Here is a 15776-nt window from a genome sequence, read left to right on the forward strand (position 1 = left end):
TAGGTCGCTATTAATTAATTTTTGCTATGTAGCGCTAACACGTTAAAATAAAAACATACTTAAGTTCTGTATTATTTGGTTATGTTAAAAGAAGCATCTCATTTACCGCAAAAAGCCAGTCCGGTGTTAGTCAAGCAAGCGAATATGTTTGCCGATTTACCTACCAAGCTGATTGAAGATTTCCAACAAGAATTTCAGCTTAATGAATGGTATAAGGGCGATTACATTAATTCAGATATTCTAACTAAGCGCTTTTTTGTAGTTATTGACGGACATTTAGAAATAAAGAAGAGTAATCCAGAAACGGGTAGGGAAGCGACGTTAGATATGCTTTATGCAGGGGATTGTTTTGATTTAATGGTGTTATTTGACGAGCAACCGCACGATGTGATTATTTCGCCATTAACCACGGTAAAGCTACTGTCAGTGAAACTCACGACAATGCGACATTGGTTGTGGACTTACCCTGAATTTAATCAACAGTTCATGCCTTATTTAGCGAAGAAAATGCGTGAAAAAGAACAGCAAGCGAGTGATTTGATCCTGCATGATGTGCCTACGCGTTTAAGTCGTATTATTTTAGAGCATATTAATAAAATTAAGTTTTATACGGGAACAAAAGAGACCGAACATCAGCACCATTTAGTGAATGGCTTAAACGATGAAACATTGGCGCGAATGACTGGCTCGGTTAGACAAGTCATCAATAAACAATTACAGCTTTGGAAAAAAGCCGACATTATAGATAAAAAGCGTAACCAGCTAATTATTAAAGACTTAGAGGCATTAGAAAAAGCAGCCTATGACACGCAAACTTTACCAAATGCTCCTTTAGATGACTCGTTTTAGCTAAGTTTTTTAGTAAAGTTAAAAGCCCATTGCGGGTTAATCACTTATTTTTTGTAAAGAAAAGGCACCTCTAATATCACCAATAGAGAACCCCGTAGCTTGATCATGGGGGTATAACTCGTTTATTTTATCAGCAATATTACTGCTTATATTTTCACCATGACAAACTAAGCAACCACCAGCTGTCGGTATTGGCTTCATATAACGATAAATGGTTTTATCATCGCTTTGTACCATTGCTGAATATTCCATTGTTGCCACATTTTCTCCTGCCGCTTTACGTTGTTCAAATTGTGCTAATACGGTAGATTCCCATTTATCTGGTGTGTTATTGGTATTACGTACTTTTAATGATGTTCGGGCGATGGTCCAATTCGACAACGCTGAGTGCTTATTGGCAATAGGTCCTGCTTCGGTATTACAGACTTCTAATGCCTTTATTGGTCCTTCTGCTTTCATGGTAGAAACTAATACCGACTTCAAATCACTACCAAAAGCTTTTACCAATGATCTCGCTTCAAGCGAATCCTTTGAAGATGCTGTTATATTATTAGTCACTTCATTGGCGTTTACTAATAAAGGCAAGGTAACTAAAGTTATGATCGTGCTTGTTAATAGCATTGTTGTAGTGATTAATTTCATTGTAAACCTCTGTTTTTATCAAAAATAATTAAGCAGCATTTGATAATACTGATTGTTACTAGCTAGCTCTTTATGATTACCTTGGACGATAATGCTTCCTTGTTCCATCACGATAATTTTATCCATTTTTTCTAGCATAAGTGGTTTATGTGTGATCACAAGTAAGCTTTGATTATGTTGGTTAACATGCGCTAAGACATTTTCCATAACTGTTTGTTCGTTAATGCGATCTAAGCCTTTTGTTGGTTCATCTAGAATCAGTACACTCGCAGGGCGAAGCAATAATTGAGCTATTTGTAAGCGTTGCACTTGGCCGCCTGAAAGCCCTATACCGGTAGAGCCTAACCAGGTTTGCAAGCCATCAGGCAATTCATCAATAAAGTCTAATAAATTCACGGATTGACAAGCTTTTCGCATTTCTTCTAAGGTCGCATCGTGCTTAGCTAAGCGTAAATTATCTGCAATACTTGCATCAAAAATATGGCCTTGTTGGCTCATTAACGCGATTTCTTGGCGCAAAGAAGTTGACTCTATTAAACTCAAATCTGTGTCAGCTAATGTTATTTTTCCCTTGCTTGATGGTAGCGCTAAGCCTGTTGGCCAAAACCCCATCAGTAAATTAATTAACGTTGATTTACCTGCACCACTTGCGCCAATAATAGCGACTTTTTCACCGGCTTTAATCGAAAGATTAATATCGGTTAAACTGGCTGATTTTTGTTCAGGGTAACAAAAGGTTAGGTTGTCAAAATAAATATCGCCTTGTTGGGCTATTTGATCACCATTATTAGCCGGCTTTGGCTTATCAATAATCGCGAATAGTCTTGCTGCACTGGCTAAGCTTTGTGGGAGTAGTTGCAATGCTAACGGCATACTGTTCACTGTTTCAAAGCTTACTAATATTAGTAAAATAGCAGCCACTAACGATTTACTGTCTATTTCACCAGATGTTAAATAGGGTAATAAAATCAATAAGCAGGCCAGAGCTGATAAGTGAATAAGTAAGAAGGTTATCGCGCTTAAACGCGCATTAATACGTATTAAACGATAACGCACACCGTAATATTCTTGAGTAATATGGGCGATAGAGCGCTGAAAACGAGTGCTAACTTGATAGACTAGCAAGGTTTTAATCGCGCTCATGCCATTGACTAACTCTTCGGTTAAATGGCTTTCTAATTGTGATGTTTTACGAGCGTCTTTGAGTGATGCTACATAACTAATCACCGGGAAAATAAAGGCGACAATTAATAATGCTGCTAACATTAACCAAGCAATTTCAGTGGAAAAAGTAGCTAAAGTGTAACAAACAATAGGTACCGATATTAACGCAACGATAATGGGTAATAAAACACGTAAATAAAAATTATCAAGGTTCTCGATATCTTGCTGTAATCTTGCTAATAAATCTCCTGAACGTAAGTCCATTTGATAATAAGGTAATAAAGGCTCAAGTTGTTGATAAAAATAATGACGCAAGCTTGCTAACGCATTAAAGGTTGCTCGGTGAGTTAGCATACGCTCTGCATATCGACCGGCGGTACGAACAATCGCTAAAAACCGTATAATAGCCGCGGGCGTAAAATAATTTACCGTAATACCTGTGGCTCCACCAATAGCCATTAGAGTGATAAACCAGCCTGATACCGCTAATAAGCTAATGTTCGCTAAAATGGTAATTACCGATAATAACGCACCAAGTAACATCAAAGGTAGCTGCGGCTTTAGCAGGTAAAGCAAACGCATGAAGGTTTTCATGTTTGCTTTTTCATCTGCGGCTTGTGAGAAATTAGTCTTCATACATTCCCCTTCAAAAGCACTTGCTGAGCATAATAACCATTATGTGCTAACAGTTCTTGATGTGTACCTGATTCGATGATTTTCCCTTGCTCAAGCACAATAATTTTTTTAGCATCAATTACCGTATGTAAACGATGAGCAATAACAACCACAATATTATTTTTTGCATAGTCATTAATAGAGGAAGTAATAATTTTTTCAGTTTCTTGATCAAGATAACTCGTTGGTTCGTCGAGTATCAGCACCTTAGGTTGATGGTAAAAAACACGGGCTAAGGCTAAGCGTTGTGCTTGTCCGCCTGAGAGTCCAGCACCGGCTTCACCAATTTTACTGTTAATACCTTGCTCAAGGCTTTGTACAAAGCTTGATAAGCCTGATTTTTGCAGTGCATCTTTTACGCGATCTTCTTGATAATCGTCCGACATTGCAATATTAAAGGCTAATGAACCATAGAATACTTGGGCTTGTTGTGAAATCCAGCCACAATGTTGTAACCAGTTATCACGGTTAGCTGAGGTGAGTAACTGCTCATTAATGGTAACTTGTCCTGAATTAGGGGTAATAAAGCCTAATACTAAATCAGTTAAGGTTGATTTACCTGAACCACTTTCACCAATGACGGCATATAAACCTTGAGATGAAAGCTCAATGTTTATATTGCTTAAGGTATTACTACGCTGCGGATAAGCAAATTCGACTTGTGCAAGTTTAATCGTAAAAGGGGCGGTAAAGGTTGTTTGTAGTGATCTTTCTGGCACGGGGTGACTCAATATATCAACCAAGTCTTCCGCTGCGGTTACACCGGCCATTTTTGCATGGTACTGTGTGCCAAGCTGTCTAAAGGGTAAATAAAATTCTGGCGCTAGCAGTAAAACCCATAAGGCAAATACATAATCTACATCACCATAATACAAACGAAAACCTAATACGACGGCAACTAACGCAATTGAGATTGACGCTAAAAACTCTAAGACAAATGATGAAAGAAAGGCAATTTTTAAAACGCCCATCGTTTGATCACCATAATCATCACTAATTTTTTTGACGGCGGCAATTTCTCTTTTTGAGGCATTGAATATTTTTAGCTGGGTTAATCCCTGAATAATATCCAGAAAATGACTACTCATTCGTTGTAGTTTAGCCCAGTGTTTTTGGTTTAACTGTTCTGCTTTGTGACCAATAAGGATCATGAAAAACGGCACCATAGGTGCTGTTAATAATAAAATGAGTCCTGACTGCCAATCGATAGGGAATACCGCAATAAGTATTGCTAGTGGAATGACGGCACAATAGGCGATGGTAGGAAGGTAGCCAGCAAAATAATCTTCTAGTGAATCTATTCCTTGATGTAATAGATGCGCTAACTTAGCACTACCTTTTGTTTGCGCAAAAGAAGGAGCTAATTGAAAAACACGATACAGTAATCGTGAACGAATATTTGCTTTTATATTCATAGCACTGCGGCGACTATAGCATTCGCTAAAATAGCCAAGTACCGCACGACAAAAAATAAGCACTACTAACGCAATAATAACCATGCTAAAACCAGTAAACATGGTGCTATTAGTGGCTAGTTCATTACTTGCATCATTAAATAAATGAGTGCTTTTTTCTGAAAATATAACCCAATCAATCAGGTAAGCTAAAACGGCTGTTTGTAAGATCATTAATAGTCCATTTAATGATCCTAAAGCAATGGCGACACTCAACTTGCCGTGAGCGTGCTTCTTTTGGGCTTTGAGCCATTTATTTACATGCTTTTTTGGTTGCGTTGTTTTTTCGCTCATAATGTCCTTGGCTTACCATGAACCTTGTATGCTTAGCACTACTATATTGGTGCTAAGCATATTGTTTCTGGTTAATTATTGATGACTATTTATCACCATTTTGATCATCGGCAACATTATCTACATGTTGTTCCATTTCGTACCACATAACATTAATAATGCCTAAAGATACGGCGAGTAATACACCTAAAATCCAACTGAAATACCACATAAAATTTTCCTCTAAATTTATTTAACTTTCTAGTAACTATTTAAGCAACTAAGTATTAATAGGCACTGTGATTGTTTTGCTCAATCTCTTCAATAGTCACCGTACGCCACATCTTTTTATAACACCAAATAGTGTAGCCAAGAATAATAGGAACAAAAACAGCAACTACCGTGAACATTAGCGTTAGCGTAGTTTCACTTGATACGGTATCCCACATTAGTAAGCTGTGATTGGGCTGGCTGCTTGAAGGCATAACAAATGGGAACATTGCAATGCCTGCAGTTAATATTACCGAAACAATCGTCACCGAGCTGGCAATAAAAGCAGTAACTTTTACTGTCATTCTGTTGCTTTTATTACTTAAGAAAAGTGCAACGATTAAGGGCATGATTATTCCGGTAAGTGGTACTAGCCATAATACAGGGGTGTTTTGGTAATTATGAAGCCACGCACCAGCGGTTGTGGTTACTTGTTTTAAAGTGGGTTGTGCTTGTCCCATTTTATCAATACTACTTGTTACTACATAACCATCAATACTTTGCCACACCATCACGCCTGCTAGGACGAACGCGAGTGATAACACCACGGCAACAACACGACCAATATTCGCTGAACGCTGTGCAACCTTGGCATCTGTTCGCATCACTAACCAAGTTGAACCATGCATTAATACCATAGCAACACTGACAATACCTGTTAGCAAAGTAAAAGGAGTGAATAAAGCGAAAAATGAGCCCGTATAAGTAACACGCATTAACTCATCGAAACTAAAAGGCACACCTTGTAATAAGTTACCAAAAGCAACACCAAATACTAATGGCGGTACCATAGAGCCAACAAATAATGCTTTATCCCAATTACTACGCCAGTTTTCAGATTCAATTTTACTACGATAATCAAATGCTAGCGGACGTAAAAATAAGCTAAATAGCGTTAGCATCATAGCAAAATAAAAGCCGCTAAACGCTGTAGCATAAACTAAAGGCCATGCTGCAAAAAGTGCTGCGCCTGCGGTAATTAACCATACTTGGTTACCATCCCAATGGGCCCCAACAGTGTTAATAACCACACGGCTCTCGACATCTTTTTTAGCAACAAAGGGTAACAAGCCACCTACGCCCATATCCATGCCATCAGTAATAGCAAAACCGATAAATAGGAAGCCGATTAGCCCCCACCATATTAGTTTTAATGTTTCGTAATCAAACATGTATTTCCCCTTAAGAACTTTGGCTGCGAAGACCCGGTGCTAACACGGATTCTTTTTCAAAATGATAACGACCTGTATGTAAAGCACTAGGGCCTAATCGAGCAAATTTGATCATTAAATACATTTCAATAATAAATAAAATGGTATAGACAATAATAAAGGCTGCTAGCGAGAAAATTAAGTCGCTTACTGCTAGATTAGACGTTGACATGAAAGTCGGTAAAACTTCACTGATAGACCACGGTTGACGACCAAACTCTGCGACAAACCAACCTGTTTCTATTGCTATCCAAGGTAGAGGTAATGCGAAGAGTAGGGCTTTTAATAACCAACGTTTTTCTTCTATTTGTCGTTTAGCGTTAAAGTAAAAAGCTAAGCCAAATAACAGTAACATCGTAAAACCACAGGCAACCATTATTCTGAACGCCCAAAAAATGGGAGCAACTGAAGGGGTTGAATCTTTAACTGCCATTTGTATTTGTGCTTCAGTGGCATCTACCACATTATCAGTATAACGTTTCAGTAATAAGCCGTAGCCAAGATCATGCTTTGTTTCGTTAAATCTAGCGATATTTTCTGGGGTTTCTTCGCCATTTCTCAGTTTTTCTAAATATTCATAGGCAACCATACCGTTACGGATTCTAGGCTCATGGGCTTTTTGTAAATCACGTAAGCCCATAACTTCACCGTCTAAAGAGCGGGTAGCAATTATGCCTAATGCATACGGGATTTTTACCGCATAATCCGTTTCCATGGTTTCGTCATTAGGTAAACCTACTAGGGTAAACGCTGCAGGAGCTGGTTCGGTATGATATTCGGCTTCAATAGCAGCTAGTTTAACGCGTTGTACTTCGCCAACTTCATAGCCTGACTCATCACCTAAAAGAATTACTGATAGTATTGCGGCAAGACCAAAGCCGGCAGCGACAGAAAAAGAGCGTTTAGCAAAAGCAACATCTCTTCCTTTAAGTAGATAATAACTGCTAATACTTAAAACAAACATTGCGCCTGCTACATAGCCTGCTGCTACAGTATGAATAAATTTAACTTGAGCAACGGGGTTAAAAATTATTTCGCTAAAGCTAACTAATTCCATGCGCATTGTCATATAGTTGAATTCACTACCGACAGGGTTTTGCATCCAGCCATTGGCAATTAATATCCATAGAGCTGACATGTTGGTTCCTAATGCCATTAGAAAGGTGCCGATTAAATGCTGGCGCTTGCTTAATCTATCCCAGCCTAAAAAGAACATCCCAACGAACGTGGATTCAAGAAAAAATGCCATTAAACCTTCAATGGCTAATGGAGCACCAAAGACATCACCAACATAATGTGAGTAATAAGACCAATTGGTACCAAACTCAAACTCCATGGTTAGCCCAGTTGCAACACCAATGGCAAAGTTGATGCCAAATAGCTTGCCCCAAAATTTTGTCATGTCACGATAAATTTCGCGGCCAGTCATAACAAAAACGGCTTCCATAATAAATAAGATCCACGTTAACCCTAAGGTTAAAGGGACAAACAAGAAATGAAATAAGGCAGTAACAGCGAACTGCCACCGCGATAGCTCTACTAAGGTTTCATTGATCATATTGATTTCTCTCTTGCGTGATTATTGCACAACACATTATTTAACGTCTCGATGGTGTTTGGTTGTTCTAAATTTATTTATTCAGTTTGCTTTTTAGAAAATAAGGCTTGTTTAACTGATAATATCTTGGTCACACCTGTTCCTAATTTCATTAGCGTATTTAATTGTTCAGGGGTTAGTTTTTGTAATTCAGCAGCCCAATTGGTGATCATTTCTAATAAGTCATGAATGTCTTTCATACGTTGCTGAGCATATATTTCACTATCGGTTTCTGGCGTATCTAGTAGTAAATTTCGTAGTAATGATAGAGTCGGATCTACTTCACGTTTACGTCTTTCTTCAAAAACAATATTCGCCATGTCCATCACACTACCAATAGCATTGTAGTATTCTTTACGATCGCCCGGTACATGAGTAACTTGTACTAATTTCCATGACTGTAGTTCTTTAATACCCATACTGACATTGCCGCGAGAAATATTAAGCGTAGTTGCCAGATCGTTTGCGGTAATTGGTTTGTCAGTAATCACCAATAAGGCATACATTTGCCCAACGGTACGATTGAAGCCCCATTTACTACCCATTTCACCAAAGTGATAAACGAATGACTGGTTTTTCTCTGAAATTTCCATAGACTTAAAAATAAAGTTTCAATAATTTCTGAAAGTTTAAAACGTTTTGAACGTTTGATCCAGATCAAATTAAAAATATTCATCATCATTTTATCCCACATACTGAAATTAACTTTAAAAGTACTTGAATTTTAGAGTAAAAATGCTATTTATTAGCTTAAGTTACTCTGATCAAAAGTGCTTGTTATTAGCGATGAATATTTAACATTAATTACTTATAGCAGTATCATGCTTGTATATTCAGTAATATGAATAGCAATATAAGTGCCAAAGAATAACGTTAAAATAAACACTTTTAAAACAGTGTATTAAGCTGTAAATATCGTTTTTTATAATAATCTGCTTTTAATTGAGTCATAAATGACATTAAATGGCGAGAGTTTGTGACAATTTTGGCTTAAGGGGGCGAAGTGGTACACCAAACAATTCAAGCAATTATCGAGTCTGTTGAAAAACCAGCTATTTACATTACCAATGATTACTCAATAGAGGCCGTCAACCAAGCTTATCGTGATACCTATAAAACAGAAGTATTGCTGGGAAAGAGTAAATGCTATGAAGTCTCGCACAATGCAACTAAACCTTGTGATCAGCAAGGTGAAACGTGTCCTTTATCATCTTGTAAAATAACCGATAAAAATAGCTCAGCGTTACATATTCATCGAACCGAGTTAGGCGATGTTTATTGTAGTATTTTGATGAAACCCGTTAAAAATAATGACGGAATAACCATTGGCTTTTTAGAAATATTAGAAAAAATTGATTTTGCTAGCAGTGTCAGTAGTGATCGAAAGCTAATAGGTAAAAGTCAGCCTTTTCAAAATTTGCTTAAAATGATCACGCGCAGCGCCAGCAGTAATATTAGTGTTTTGCTACAAGGCGACACCGGTACAGGGAAAGAGCTTGTCGCGTTATCAATACATCAGGCGAGTAAACGAAAAAATGAAGCGTTTATAGAGGTTGAATGTACTGGCTTAAGTGAATCGTTATTTGAATCTGAGTTGTTTGGCCATGAAAAAGGGGCTTTTACCGGTGCCAATACGAGTAAAAAAGGTTTGGTTTGCTTAGCAAATAATGGCACTTTATTTTTAGATGAAATAGGTGACGTCCCGCTTAACTTACAGGTGAAGTTACTACGTTTAATTGAAACAGGTTATTATCGACGTGTAGGGGGTATTGATAAGAAAAAGGCTAACTTTAGACTGATTTGCGCTAGCCACAAAAATATAGAAAAAATGGTGGTAGAAGGCACTTTTCGTGAAGACTTATATTATCGAATTGCAGGGTTTCCTATTCGTTTACCAACGTTAAAAGAAAGGCAGTCAGACATTTCGTTATTAGCCGAACATTTATTATCAAAAAGTGAGTTTTCATCAAAAATGTTTTCACCAGAAGCATTAACTAAACTGTCAAATTATCACTATCCGGGTAATATCAGAGAGCTTAAAAATATTGTACAGCGAAGTGCTTTATTAAGTGATGACGAATTCATTAATATAGAACACTTGCCTCAGCATATTACTAATGCAAGTAAGATGGAAGATCACCCTGCTAATTTACTATCCAATGAGAAAAAATATCTTATTGGGCTATTAAACAAATATGGTAATCAACCAAAAATAATTGCTGATAATTTAGAAGTAAGCGTTAGAACTCTTTATCGAAAATTACAAAAACATCAGTTGAATATCAGAGAATATACTTTACCTAAGTGAGCCAACGCATGCATCGTTTAAGTAATTTATGTTGCTGGAATAGAGAATTGCTGCTCTTTTACACATTTTCCTTGAGCATCATAACTCCTGTCATAAACAGAAATATTTCCTTGATTGTCTTGGGTGATTATATTAGTAGTACGAGTGCCATACTCTGGCGATACAATAAAAATCGAACTAAGGCGTTGCTCCCAATCTAATGGAACCCCCGTTTTAGGTAATTTCTCTATTTCGGCTTGTTGATTGTTTTTCATCAGGGTGAATAAGTTATCGATATTCAACAGTTGACTAGCAGACTCCTGTATTGCGGTAGCAAGCTGTTCTTGTCCTAAAGCCATTTTAGGCCAAATATCGTCTAAGTCGCCATTACATAAACTATGAAAGCCAGTCGTTAATGTTTGCTGTTTTTTTGATGTGCTATTAAAGTAGGTGAGGTTGTCGAGTTTTCCAAACACTAGGTTAAAGCCATTATACTGATGTGCAGTATTCACTAGTTGTTTATTTATTTCTTGATCTTGCTTAGCTAATGCTTGTGTTACCAAATCACCACGTGATTGTTTATTTTTATCAAATAACTGTGGCTCGCGAAAATTAGTAAGCGCACTAAATCTACCTTGTTTATTTAACCCTAGCCAAGTGCCGCCTGCTTGTAAGTCTTTACCAGCTAAAATACTTGCTTGTTGCTTTGTTTCTGGCCACCAATGCATCATTTGGGTTGGTCTTTGATGAACTTCATCTCGGTTAGCACAAATAATCACTGGGTATTTAGGGTGTTCTTTAATGGCAAAAAATAAAATACACATATTAAGGTTGTTTTTAATTTGAAATTATAACTTATGATAACTCTTTCTTTATACCGAGTGTTAGCTCAGGTAGTATTCAATATAAAGAAATTCTCATATTGTACTCTGTGTATTACAGTGTACATACTTCAATTTATATATTGAAACGCAACTAGGTCATGAACATGTTCGAAATTCCCCCGATAAATTTAAAAGATAAAGTTTCAGCACAAGAATGGCAAACGCGTGTTGATTTAGCTGCCTGCTACCGATTGATGGTAATGCACGGTTGGGATGATTTAATCCACACTCACATTTCGGCACGTATTCCAGATAGTGAACATATTTTAATTAATGCTTTTGGTTTAGCTTTTGAAGAAGTAACCGCATCTAATTTAGTCAAAATTGATATTAACGGTAATATTGTTGATAAAGATTGCCCATTTGACATCAACCCTGCCGGTTTTACTATTCATAGTGCTGCTCATGAAGCGCGGCACGATGATATGTGTGTTATGCATGTGCATACTAATGAAACTATTGCGGTAGCGAGCTTGGAAGAAGGTTTATTACCTTTAAGTCAATATTCGATGTTTGCGCTTGCGTCACTCAGTTATCATGGTTATGAAGGCTTAGCGGTTAATCATGAAGAGAAGTTAAGGATTCAAGAGGACTTAGGTGATAAAAACTTTATGTTACTGCGTAATCATGGTGCACTGACCATGGGCAAAACCATTGGTGATGCGTTTATGCATATGTATGACTTAACGCGAGCATGCCAAATACAGTTACAAGTAATGGCAACAGATATGAAACCTATTTATGCGCCGCAAAGTATTATTGATGGCATTAAAGCACAAGCTAATATTGTACATACAGGAAAAACCGGTGGTGAAACTGCTTGGCCAGCAATGTTACGTCGAGTGTATCGCAAATATCCAGATTTTGCTGATTAACGTCAATTCCGTGCTTTTTCGTTCAAATTGAATCATACAGCTTAACGCTGGTAGTTAATGGTTTAGTCGTTAGTTTTAAGATAAAGATAAATAAACTTATTAAAAGAGATAAAAATGAAAATTACTCATATTGAAGTATTTGATATTCATTGCCCAAAACGTCCTGCGTGGAATCCTGTTTTTGTACGTATTCATACTGATGAAGGGATAAGTGGCGTTGGTGAAGCTGGTTTGGCTTATGATTGGGGGCACAGCGCAGCAGCAGCAATGCTGAAAGAAATTTCGGAAGCGGTGTTAATTGGTTTTAATCCTTTTAATACTGAATTGTTATGGTCACGTATGCTCAGAGAAAGTTTTTGGGGCTTAGGTGGCGGACCTGTATTGTATTCAGCGATGAGTGCAATAGATACTGCTTTGTGGGATATAAAAGCTAAGGCATTAGGCGTCCCGGTTTATCAGTTATTGGGTGGTAAAGTAAATGACAAGTTACGTACCTATGCTAGCCAATTACAATTTGATTGGGATAGCGATATTAAAAAACTTATTGAGCCTGAAGAATATGCACAAGCTGCTTTAAAAGCGGTTAGTGAAGGTTATGATGCGGTTAAAGTTGACCCGATTGTGTATAACAAAGATGGTAGTTCTTCATTTGACAGAACCAAGCTTTTTACTCGACCACAAATGCGCCTTTTTGGCGATCGATTACGTGCTATTCGTGATGCAGTTGGACCAGATGTTGATATAATTTTTGAATCTCATTCACTTATGGGGGCTGCTTCTGCCATTCAAATGGGCGCTATTGTCGAAGAAGTTGATTGTATGATGTACGAAGAGCCGGTAAATTACTTAAATTCTGCTGTTCATAAAAAAGTTTCTGATAATGTGAATGTACCTATTGCTGGTGGAGAGCGTTTGTATCATCGCTGGGATGTGCGTCCTTATTTTGAAGATCAAAGTATTGATGTTTTACAACCTGATGTTGGCTTGTGTGGCGGCTTCACTGAAGCTAAAAAAGTGTGCGATTATGCAGATGTTTATGATATTCGTATTCAAGCCCATGTATGTGGTGGCCCAGTAGCAACGGCAGCATCATTGCATTTAGAAACTGCGATTCCTAATTTCTTAATTCATGAACATCATACTTATGCAATTAAAGATTGGAACCGTGAATTATGCTTACAAGATCCTCAGCCAGTCGATGGCTTCTTTCAAGTAACTGAAGTGCCGGGAATTGGCATTGAACTGAATGATGAAATAGTGAAACGTTCACCACATGTTACTATTAAATAATTGCTAAATTATTAACAACTTATAGCATACCAACGAAGCGCATTGTCATAACACAATGCGCTTTTTTCTTGCGCTGATAATGCTTGAATAAAGTCACTCTCGATAACCGAATACCAATAATTTTGATAGCTGTTATGACTGAACAAACATAGCGGAAAATTACTAGCCATCAGCATTCTATTTTGGCCAAAAATATCGAAAATTATTGTTAAGCTTTGAGTAAGCCAAGCTTGATTATAATTTCTGTCACTCATCTCCCAGCCGGAACATTTTATTGCAACATGAGGATAGCTCGATAGTTTAAGCAAGTTACTTTGCCAATATTGCCATTCAACACTTTGTATGTCGGTTGGGGGAAAGCCTGCATGGTTAATAATAAAGGAAATATTAGCATTATCATTAATCACATCACATAACGAACTTACTGAGGTTGAATTAATTAATGATAATTGTGCTTCAAAAATCAGTGTTTTATTTTGCTGTTTAGCAGCATTATTAAGTTGGCTGAAGTTTGTTAATACTTGCTTGTTTGTTAGTAATGGCAGCGTATCATCATCTAATATATGACGAACCCCAACAAAAGATTGTAGGGCGGTTAGTTTTGTTAAACAGTCATTAAATCCTTGGTTAGTTAGTGTTAAATCAATCGCAGCTATCGCTCGAAAAGGTTGTTTGCAATTTTGCTCTAAAGTGATTAATTCTCGCCAAGGTTGGGAATTATCAAACCCTGCTTCAATATGAATAAAGCCAGCTAACGTAAACGTAGGCTCAAGGGCCAAATCACTTTCTTCAAAGGTTTGATTAATAGCAGACTTATCAGGCCAAAAAGGCGGATGATCCGGTTTTAACCAATGATAATCACCTTGTGCTAAGTCGAATAAATGCAGATGTGGGTCAATAATTTTCATGTTTTCTGCTCTAAGCTATTGTGCTGTGTAACCACCATCAATAACCTGTAAACTTCCTGTAATAAACTTAGCTTTATCTGAAGCTAAAAAGAATACTAATTCAGCCACTTCGTCAGGTTGTCCTAAGCGGTTTAGTGGCTGTAAGCTTGCTTCTTCGCGATGAACGTCTGCTTTATCTGCTCCAGATTTCTGGCAATAATTGTCAATAGCTTGATGATATAACGGTGTTTCAATGGTACCAGGGCAGACAGCATTCGCTCGAATATTAAACTGAGCGTAATCTAATGCGGTTGTTTTTGCCATGGAAGCAAGCGCACTTTTACTTAAGTTATAAGCAAAAGAATTGTGCTTAGCAATGAGAGCTTGATCAGAAGACATTAATATAATCGCGCCATTGTTATTACTTTTCATATTAGGTAACACCGCTTTTATTGCCGCAAATGCACCTTTCACATTGATGCCGATTACCTTATCAAAATCAGCTTCGCTAGTATTTTCAATGTTCGCAGAAAAGTGAATACCTGCGTTCGACACTAGTACGTCAATAGTATGCAGTTGGCTTATTTGGCTAATAATACTAGTGATTTGTTCAATATTAGTAACATCACATAAACAAAACTCGCCTAATGTTGAAGGTGTTAAATCTAGATTGAAAACTAGATAATCATGCTTTAAAAATAACTTAACTATGCTTAAACCTATACCTGAACTGCCGCCAGTTATAATACAAACCTTTTTCATTAATCTTCACTTTGTTGTTAATCACGCTTTGAAATTAAATCATACCGTTATCGTTAAGTGACTTCCATTTTCTTCTAACTATTATTTCGTTTCTTCTGCCTGCTATTTCGTTATAATGGCAGTAATTAAGTCAGTTGAGAATTTGTTATGAAAGCATGTGGTGTAGAAATAAAAAGCAATGAAGCAATCATTTGTATTATGTCCAAAGAAAATAGCTTGTATGATATTCCTCATACACGCGTACAAAAATTAGCCTTAGATAATGCGGGTGATGCGGAAGAAGTAAAGAAATTCCAATTTACGTTTGCTAAGTTAATGGAAGATTATCAAGTAACCGATGTAATTATTCGAGGACGCGCGTTAAAAGGTAAGTTTGCTGGCGGACCTATTGGTTTCAAAGTAGAAGCGGCAATCCAATTAATACAAGATCTTAATGTGCAAATTTTAGCCGGTAGCTTTATTAAAAAAGAACTGTCAAAAAGCCAAATAGATATCGACTTTCGTGATACAGGTTTAAAACAATATCAAGAGCAGGCTTTTGAAACTGTATTTGCTTTCTTAGAAGGCCATTAAATAGTTTTATCATTATTAGTATGATAACTTTTGTAAAATATAAATAAAAAATTTGCGTCTTTGTAGGATGGAAGAGAATCTCG

15 protein-coding genes are annotated in these 15776 nt (G+C 37.1%); 5 read left to right on the plus strand and 10 right to left on the minus strand.

What is annotated here, in order from left to right; all coding sequences use genetic code 11:
* The first annotated feature begins 81 nt into the window (after window positions 1-81).
* A complete protein-coding gene (locus tag Q4503_RS02450; RefSeq protein WP_215973519.1) occupies window positions 82-849 on the plus strand; it encodes a Crp/Fnr family transcriptional regulator in 768 nt (255 codons plus the stop codon).
* Between the two features lie 36 nt (window positions 850-885).
* Here Q4503_RS02450 and Q4503_RS02455 read toward each other — a convergent pair whose 3' ends face one another.
* The 7 genes from Q4503_RS02455 to Q4503_RS02485 all read right to left on the minus strand — a co-directional run bounded on the left by Q4503_RS02455 (window position 886) and on the right by Q4503_RS02485 (window position 8728).
* Window positions 886-1491, minus strand: a complete 606-nt coding sequence (locus tag Q4503_RS02455; protein WP_303601292.1) for a DUF3365 domain-containing protein — start codon at window positions 1489-1491, stop codon at window positions 886-888.
* An 18-nt stretch (window positions 1492-1509) separates the two neighbouring features.
* A complete protein-coding gene (gene cydC / locus Q4503_RS02460) occupies window positions 1510-3291 on the minus strand; it encodes a thiol reductant ABC exporter subunit CydC (protein WP_303601293.1) in 1782 nt (593 codons plus the stop codon).
* Entirely contained in the window at window positions 3288-5078 is a 1791-nt protein-coding gene (gene cydD / locus Q4503_RS02465; RefSeq protein ID WP_303601294.1) for a thiol reductant ABC exporter subunit CydD, read from the minus strand. Before cydD ends, cydC begins: the two co-directional genes overlap by 4 nt.
* 85 nt (window positions 5079-5163) lie before the next feature.
* Window positions 5164-5289 carry a cytochrome bd-I oxidase subunit CydX gene (cydX, locus tag Q4503_RS02470; protein WP_215973521.1) on the minus strand — a complete coding sequence of 42 codons (126 nt, stop codon included), beginning with the start codon at window positions 5287-5289 and terminating at the stop codon, window positions 5164-5166.
* Between the two features lie 55 nt (window positions 5290-5344).
* On the minus strand, window positions 5345-6499 hold the full coding sequence (cydB, locus tag Q4503_RS02475; protein ID WP_303601295.1) for a cytochrome d ubiquinol oxidase subunit II: 1155 nt from the start codon (window positions 6497-6499) through the stop codon (window positions 5345-5347).
* Between the two features lie 10 nt (window positions 6500-6509).
* Entirely contained in the window at window positions 6510-8096 is a 1587-nt protein-coding gene (locus Q4503_RS02480) for a cytochrome ubiquinol oxidase subunit I (protein ID WP_215973523.1), read from the minus strand.
* 77 nt (window positions 8097-8173) lie between these two features.
* On the minus strand, window positions 8174-8728 hold the full coding sequence (locus Q4503_RS02485; RefSeq protein ID WP_215973524.1) for a GbsR/MarR family transcriptional regulator: 555 nt from the start codon (window positions 8726-8728) through the stop codon (window positions 8174-8176).
* A gap of 410 nt (window positions 8729-9138) precedes the next feature.
* Here Q4503_RS02485 and Q4503_RS02490 point away from each other — a divergent pair, with 410 nt between their 5' ends.
* Entirely contained in the window at window positions 9139-10443 is a 1305-nt protein-coding gene (locus Q4503_RS02490; RefSeq protein WP_303601296.1) for a sigma-54-dependent Fis family transcriptional regulator, read from the plus strand.
* Between the two features lie 26 nt (window positions 10444-10469).
* On the opposite strand, the gene Q4503_RS02495 is transcribed toward Q4503_RS02490, so the two are convergent.
* Window positions 10470-11246 (minus strand): NRDE family protein, encoded by a 777-nt coding sequence (locus Q4503_RS02495; RefSeq protein ID WP_303601297.1) that lies wholly within the window; start codon window positions 11244-11246, stop codon window positions 10470-10472.
* Window positions 11247-11410: 164 nt separating this feature from the next.
* Between Q4503_RS02495 and Q4503_RS02500 the strand changes: the two genes are divergently transcribed.
* Window positions 11411-12181: a class II aldolase/adducin family protein gene (locus Q4503_RS02500; RefSeq protein ID WP_215973527.1), complete on the plus strand. Its 771-nt coding sequence runs from the start codon at window positions 11411-11413 to the stop codon at window positions 12179-12181.
* Between the two features lie 114 nt (window positions 12182-12295).
* Complete coding sequence (locus Q4503_RS02505; RefSeq protein ID WP_215973528.1) at window positions 12296-13471, plus strand: mandelate racemase/muconate lactonizing enzyme family protein; 1176 nt, start codon at window positions 12296-12298, stop codon at window positions 13469-13471.
* Between the two features lie 11 nt (window positions 13472-13482).
* On the opposite strand, the gene Q4503_RS02510 is transcribed toward Q4503_RS02505, so the two are convergent.
* Window positions 13483-14379, minus strand: a complete 897-nt coding sequence (locus Q4503_RS02510; protein WP_215973529.1) for an amidohydrolase — start codon at window positions 14377-14379, stop codon at window positions 13483-13485.
* Between the two features lie 15 nt (window positions 14380-14394).
* Window positions 14395-15120: an SDR family NAD(P)-dependent oxidoreductase gene (locus Q4503_RS02515; RefSeq protein WP_215973530.1), complete on the minus strand. Its 726-nt coding sequence runs from the start codon at window positions 15118-15120 to the stop codon at window positions 14395-14397.
* A 147-nt stretch (window positions 15121-15267) separates the two neighbouring features.
* On the opposite strand from Q4503_RS02515, the gene Q4503_RS02520 reads away from it, so the two are divergent.
* Window positions 15268-15693 (plus strand): DUF3010 family protein, encoded by a 426-nt coding sequence (locus Q4503_RS02520; RefSeq protein ID WP_215973531.1) that lies wholly within the window; start codon window positions 15268-15270, stop codon window positions 15691-15693.
* The last annotated feature ends 83 nt before the right edge of the window (window positions 15694-15776 follow it).

It is taken from the genome of Colwellia sp. 6_MG-2023 (assembly GCF_030547765.1).
In the GTDB taxonomy this organism is placed as follows: domain Bacteria; phylum Pseudomonadota; class Gammaproteobacteria; order Enterobacterales; family Alteromonadaceae; genus Colwellia.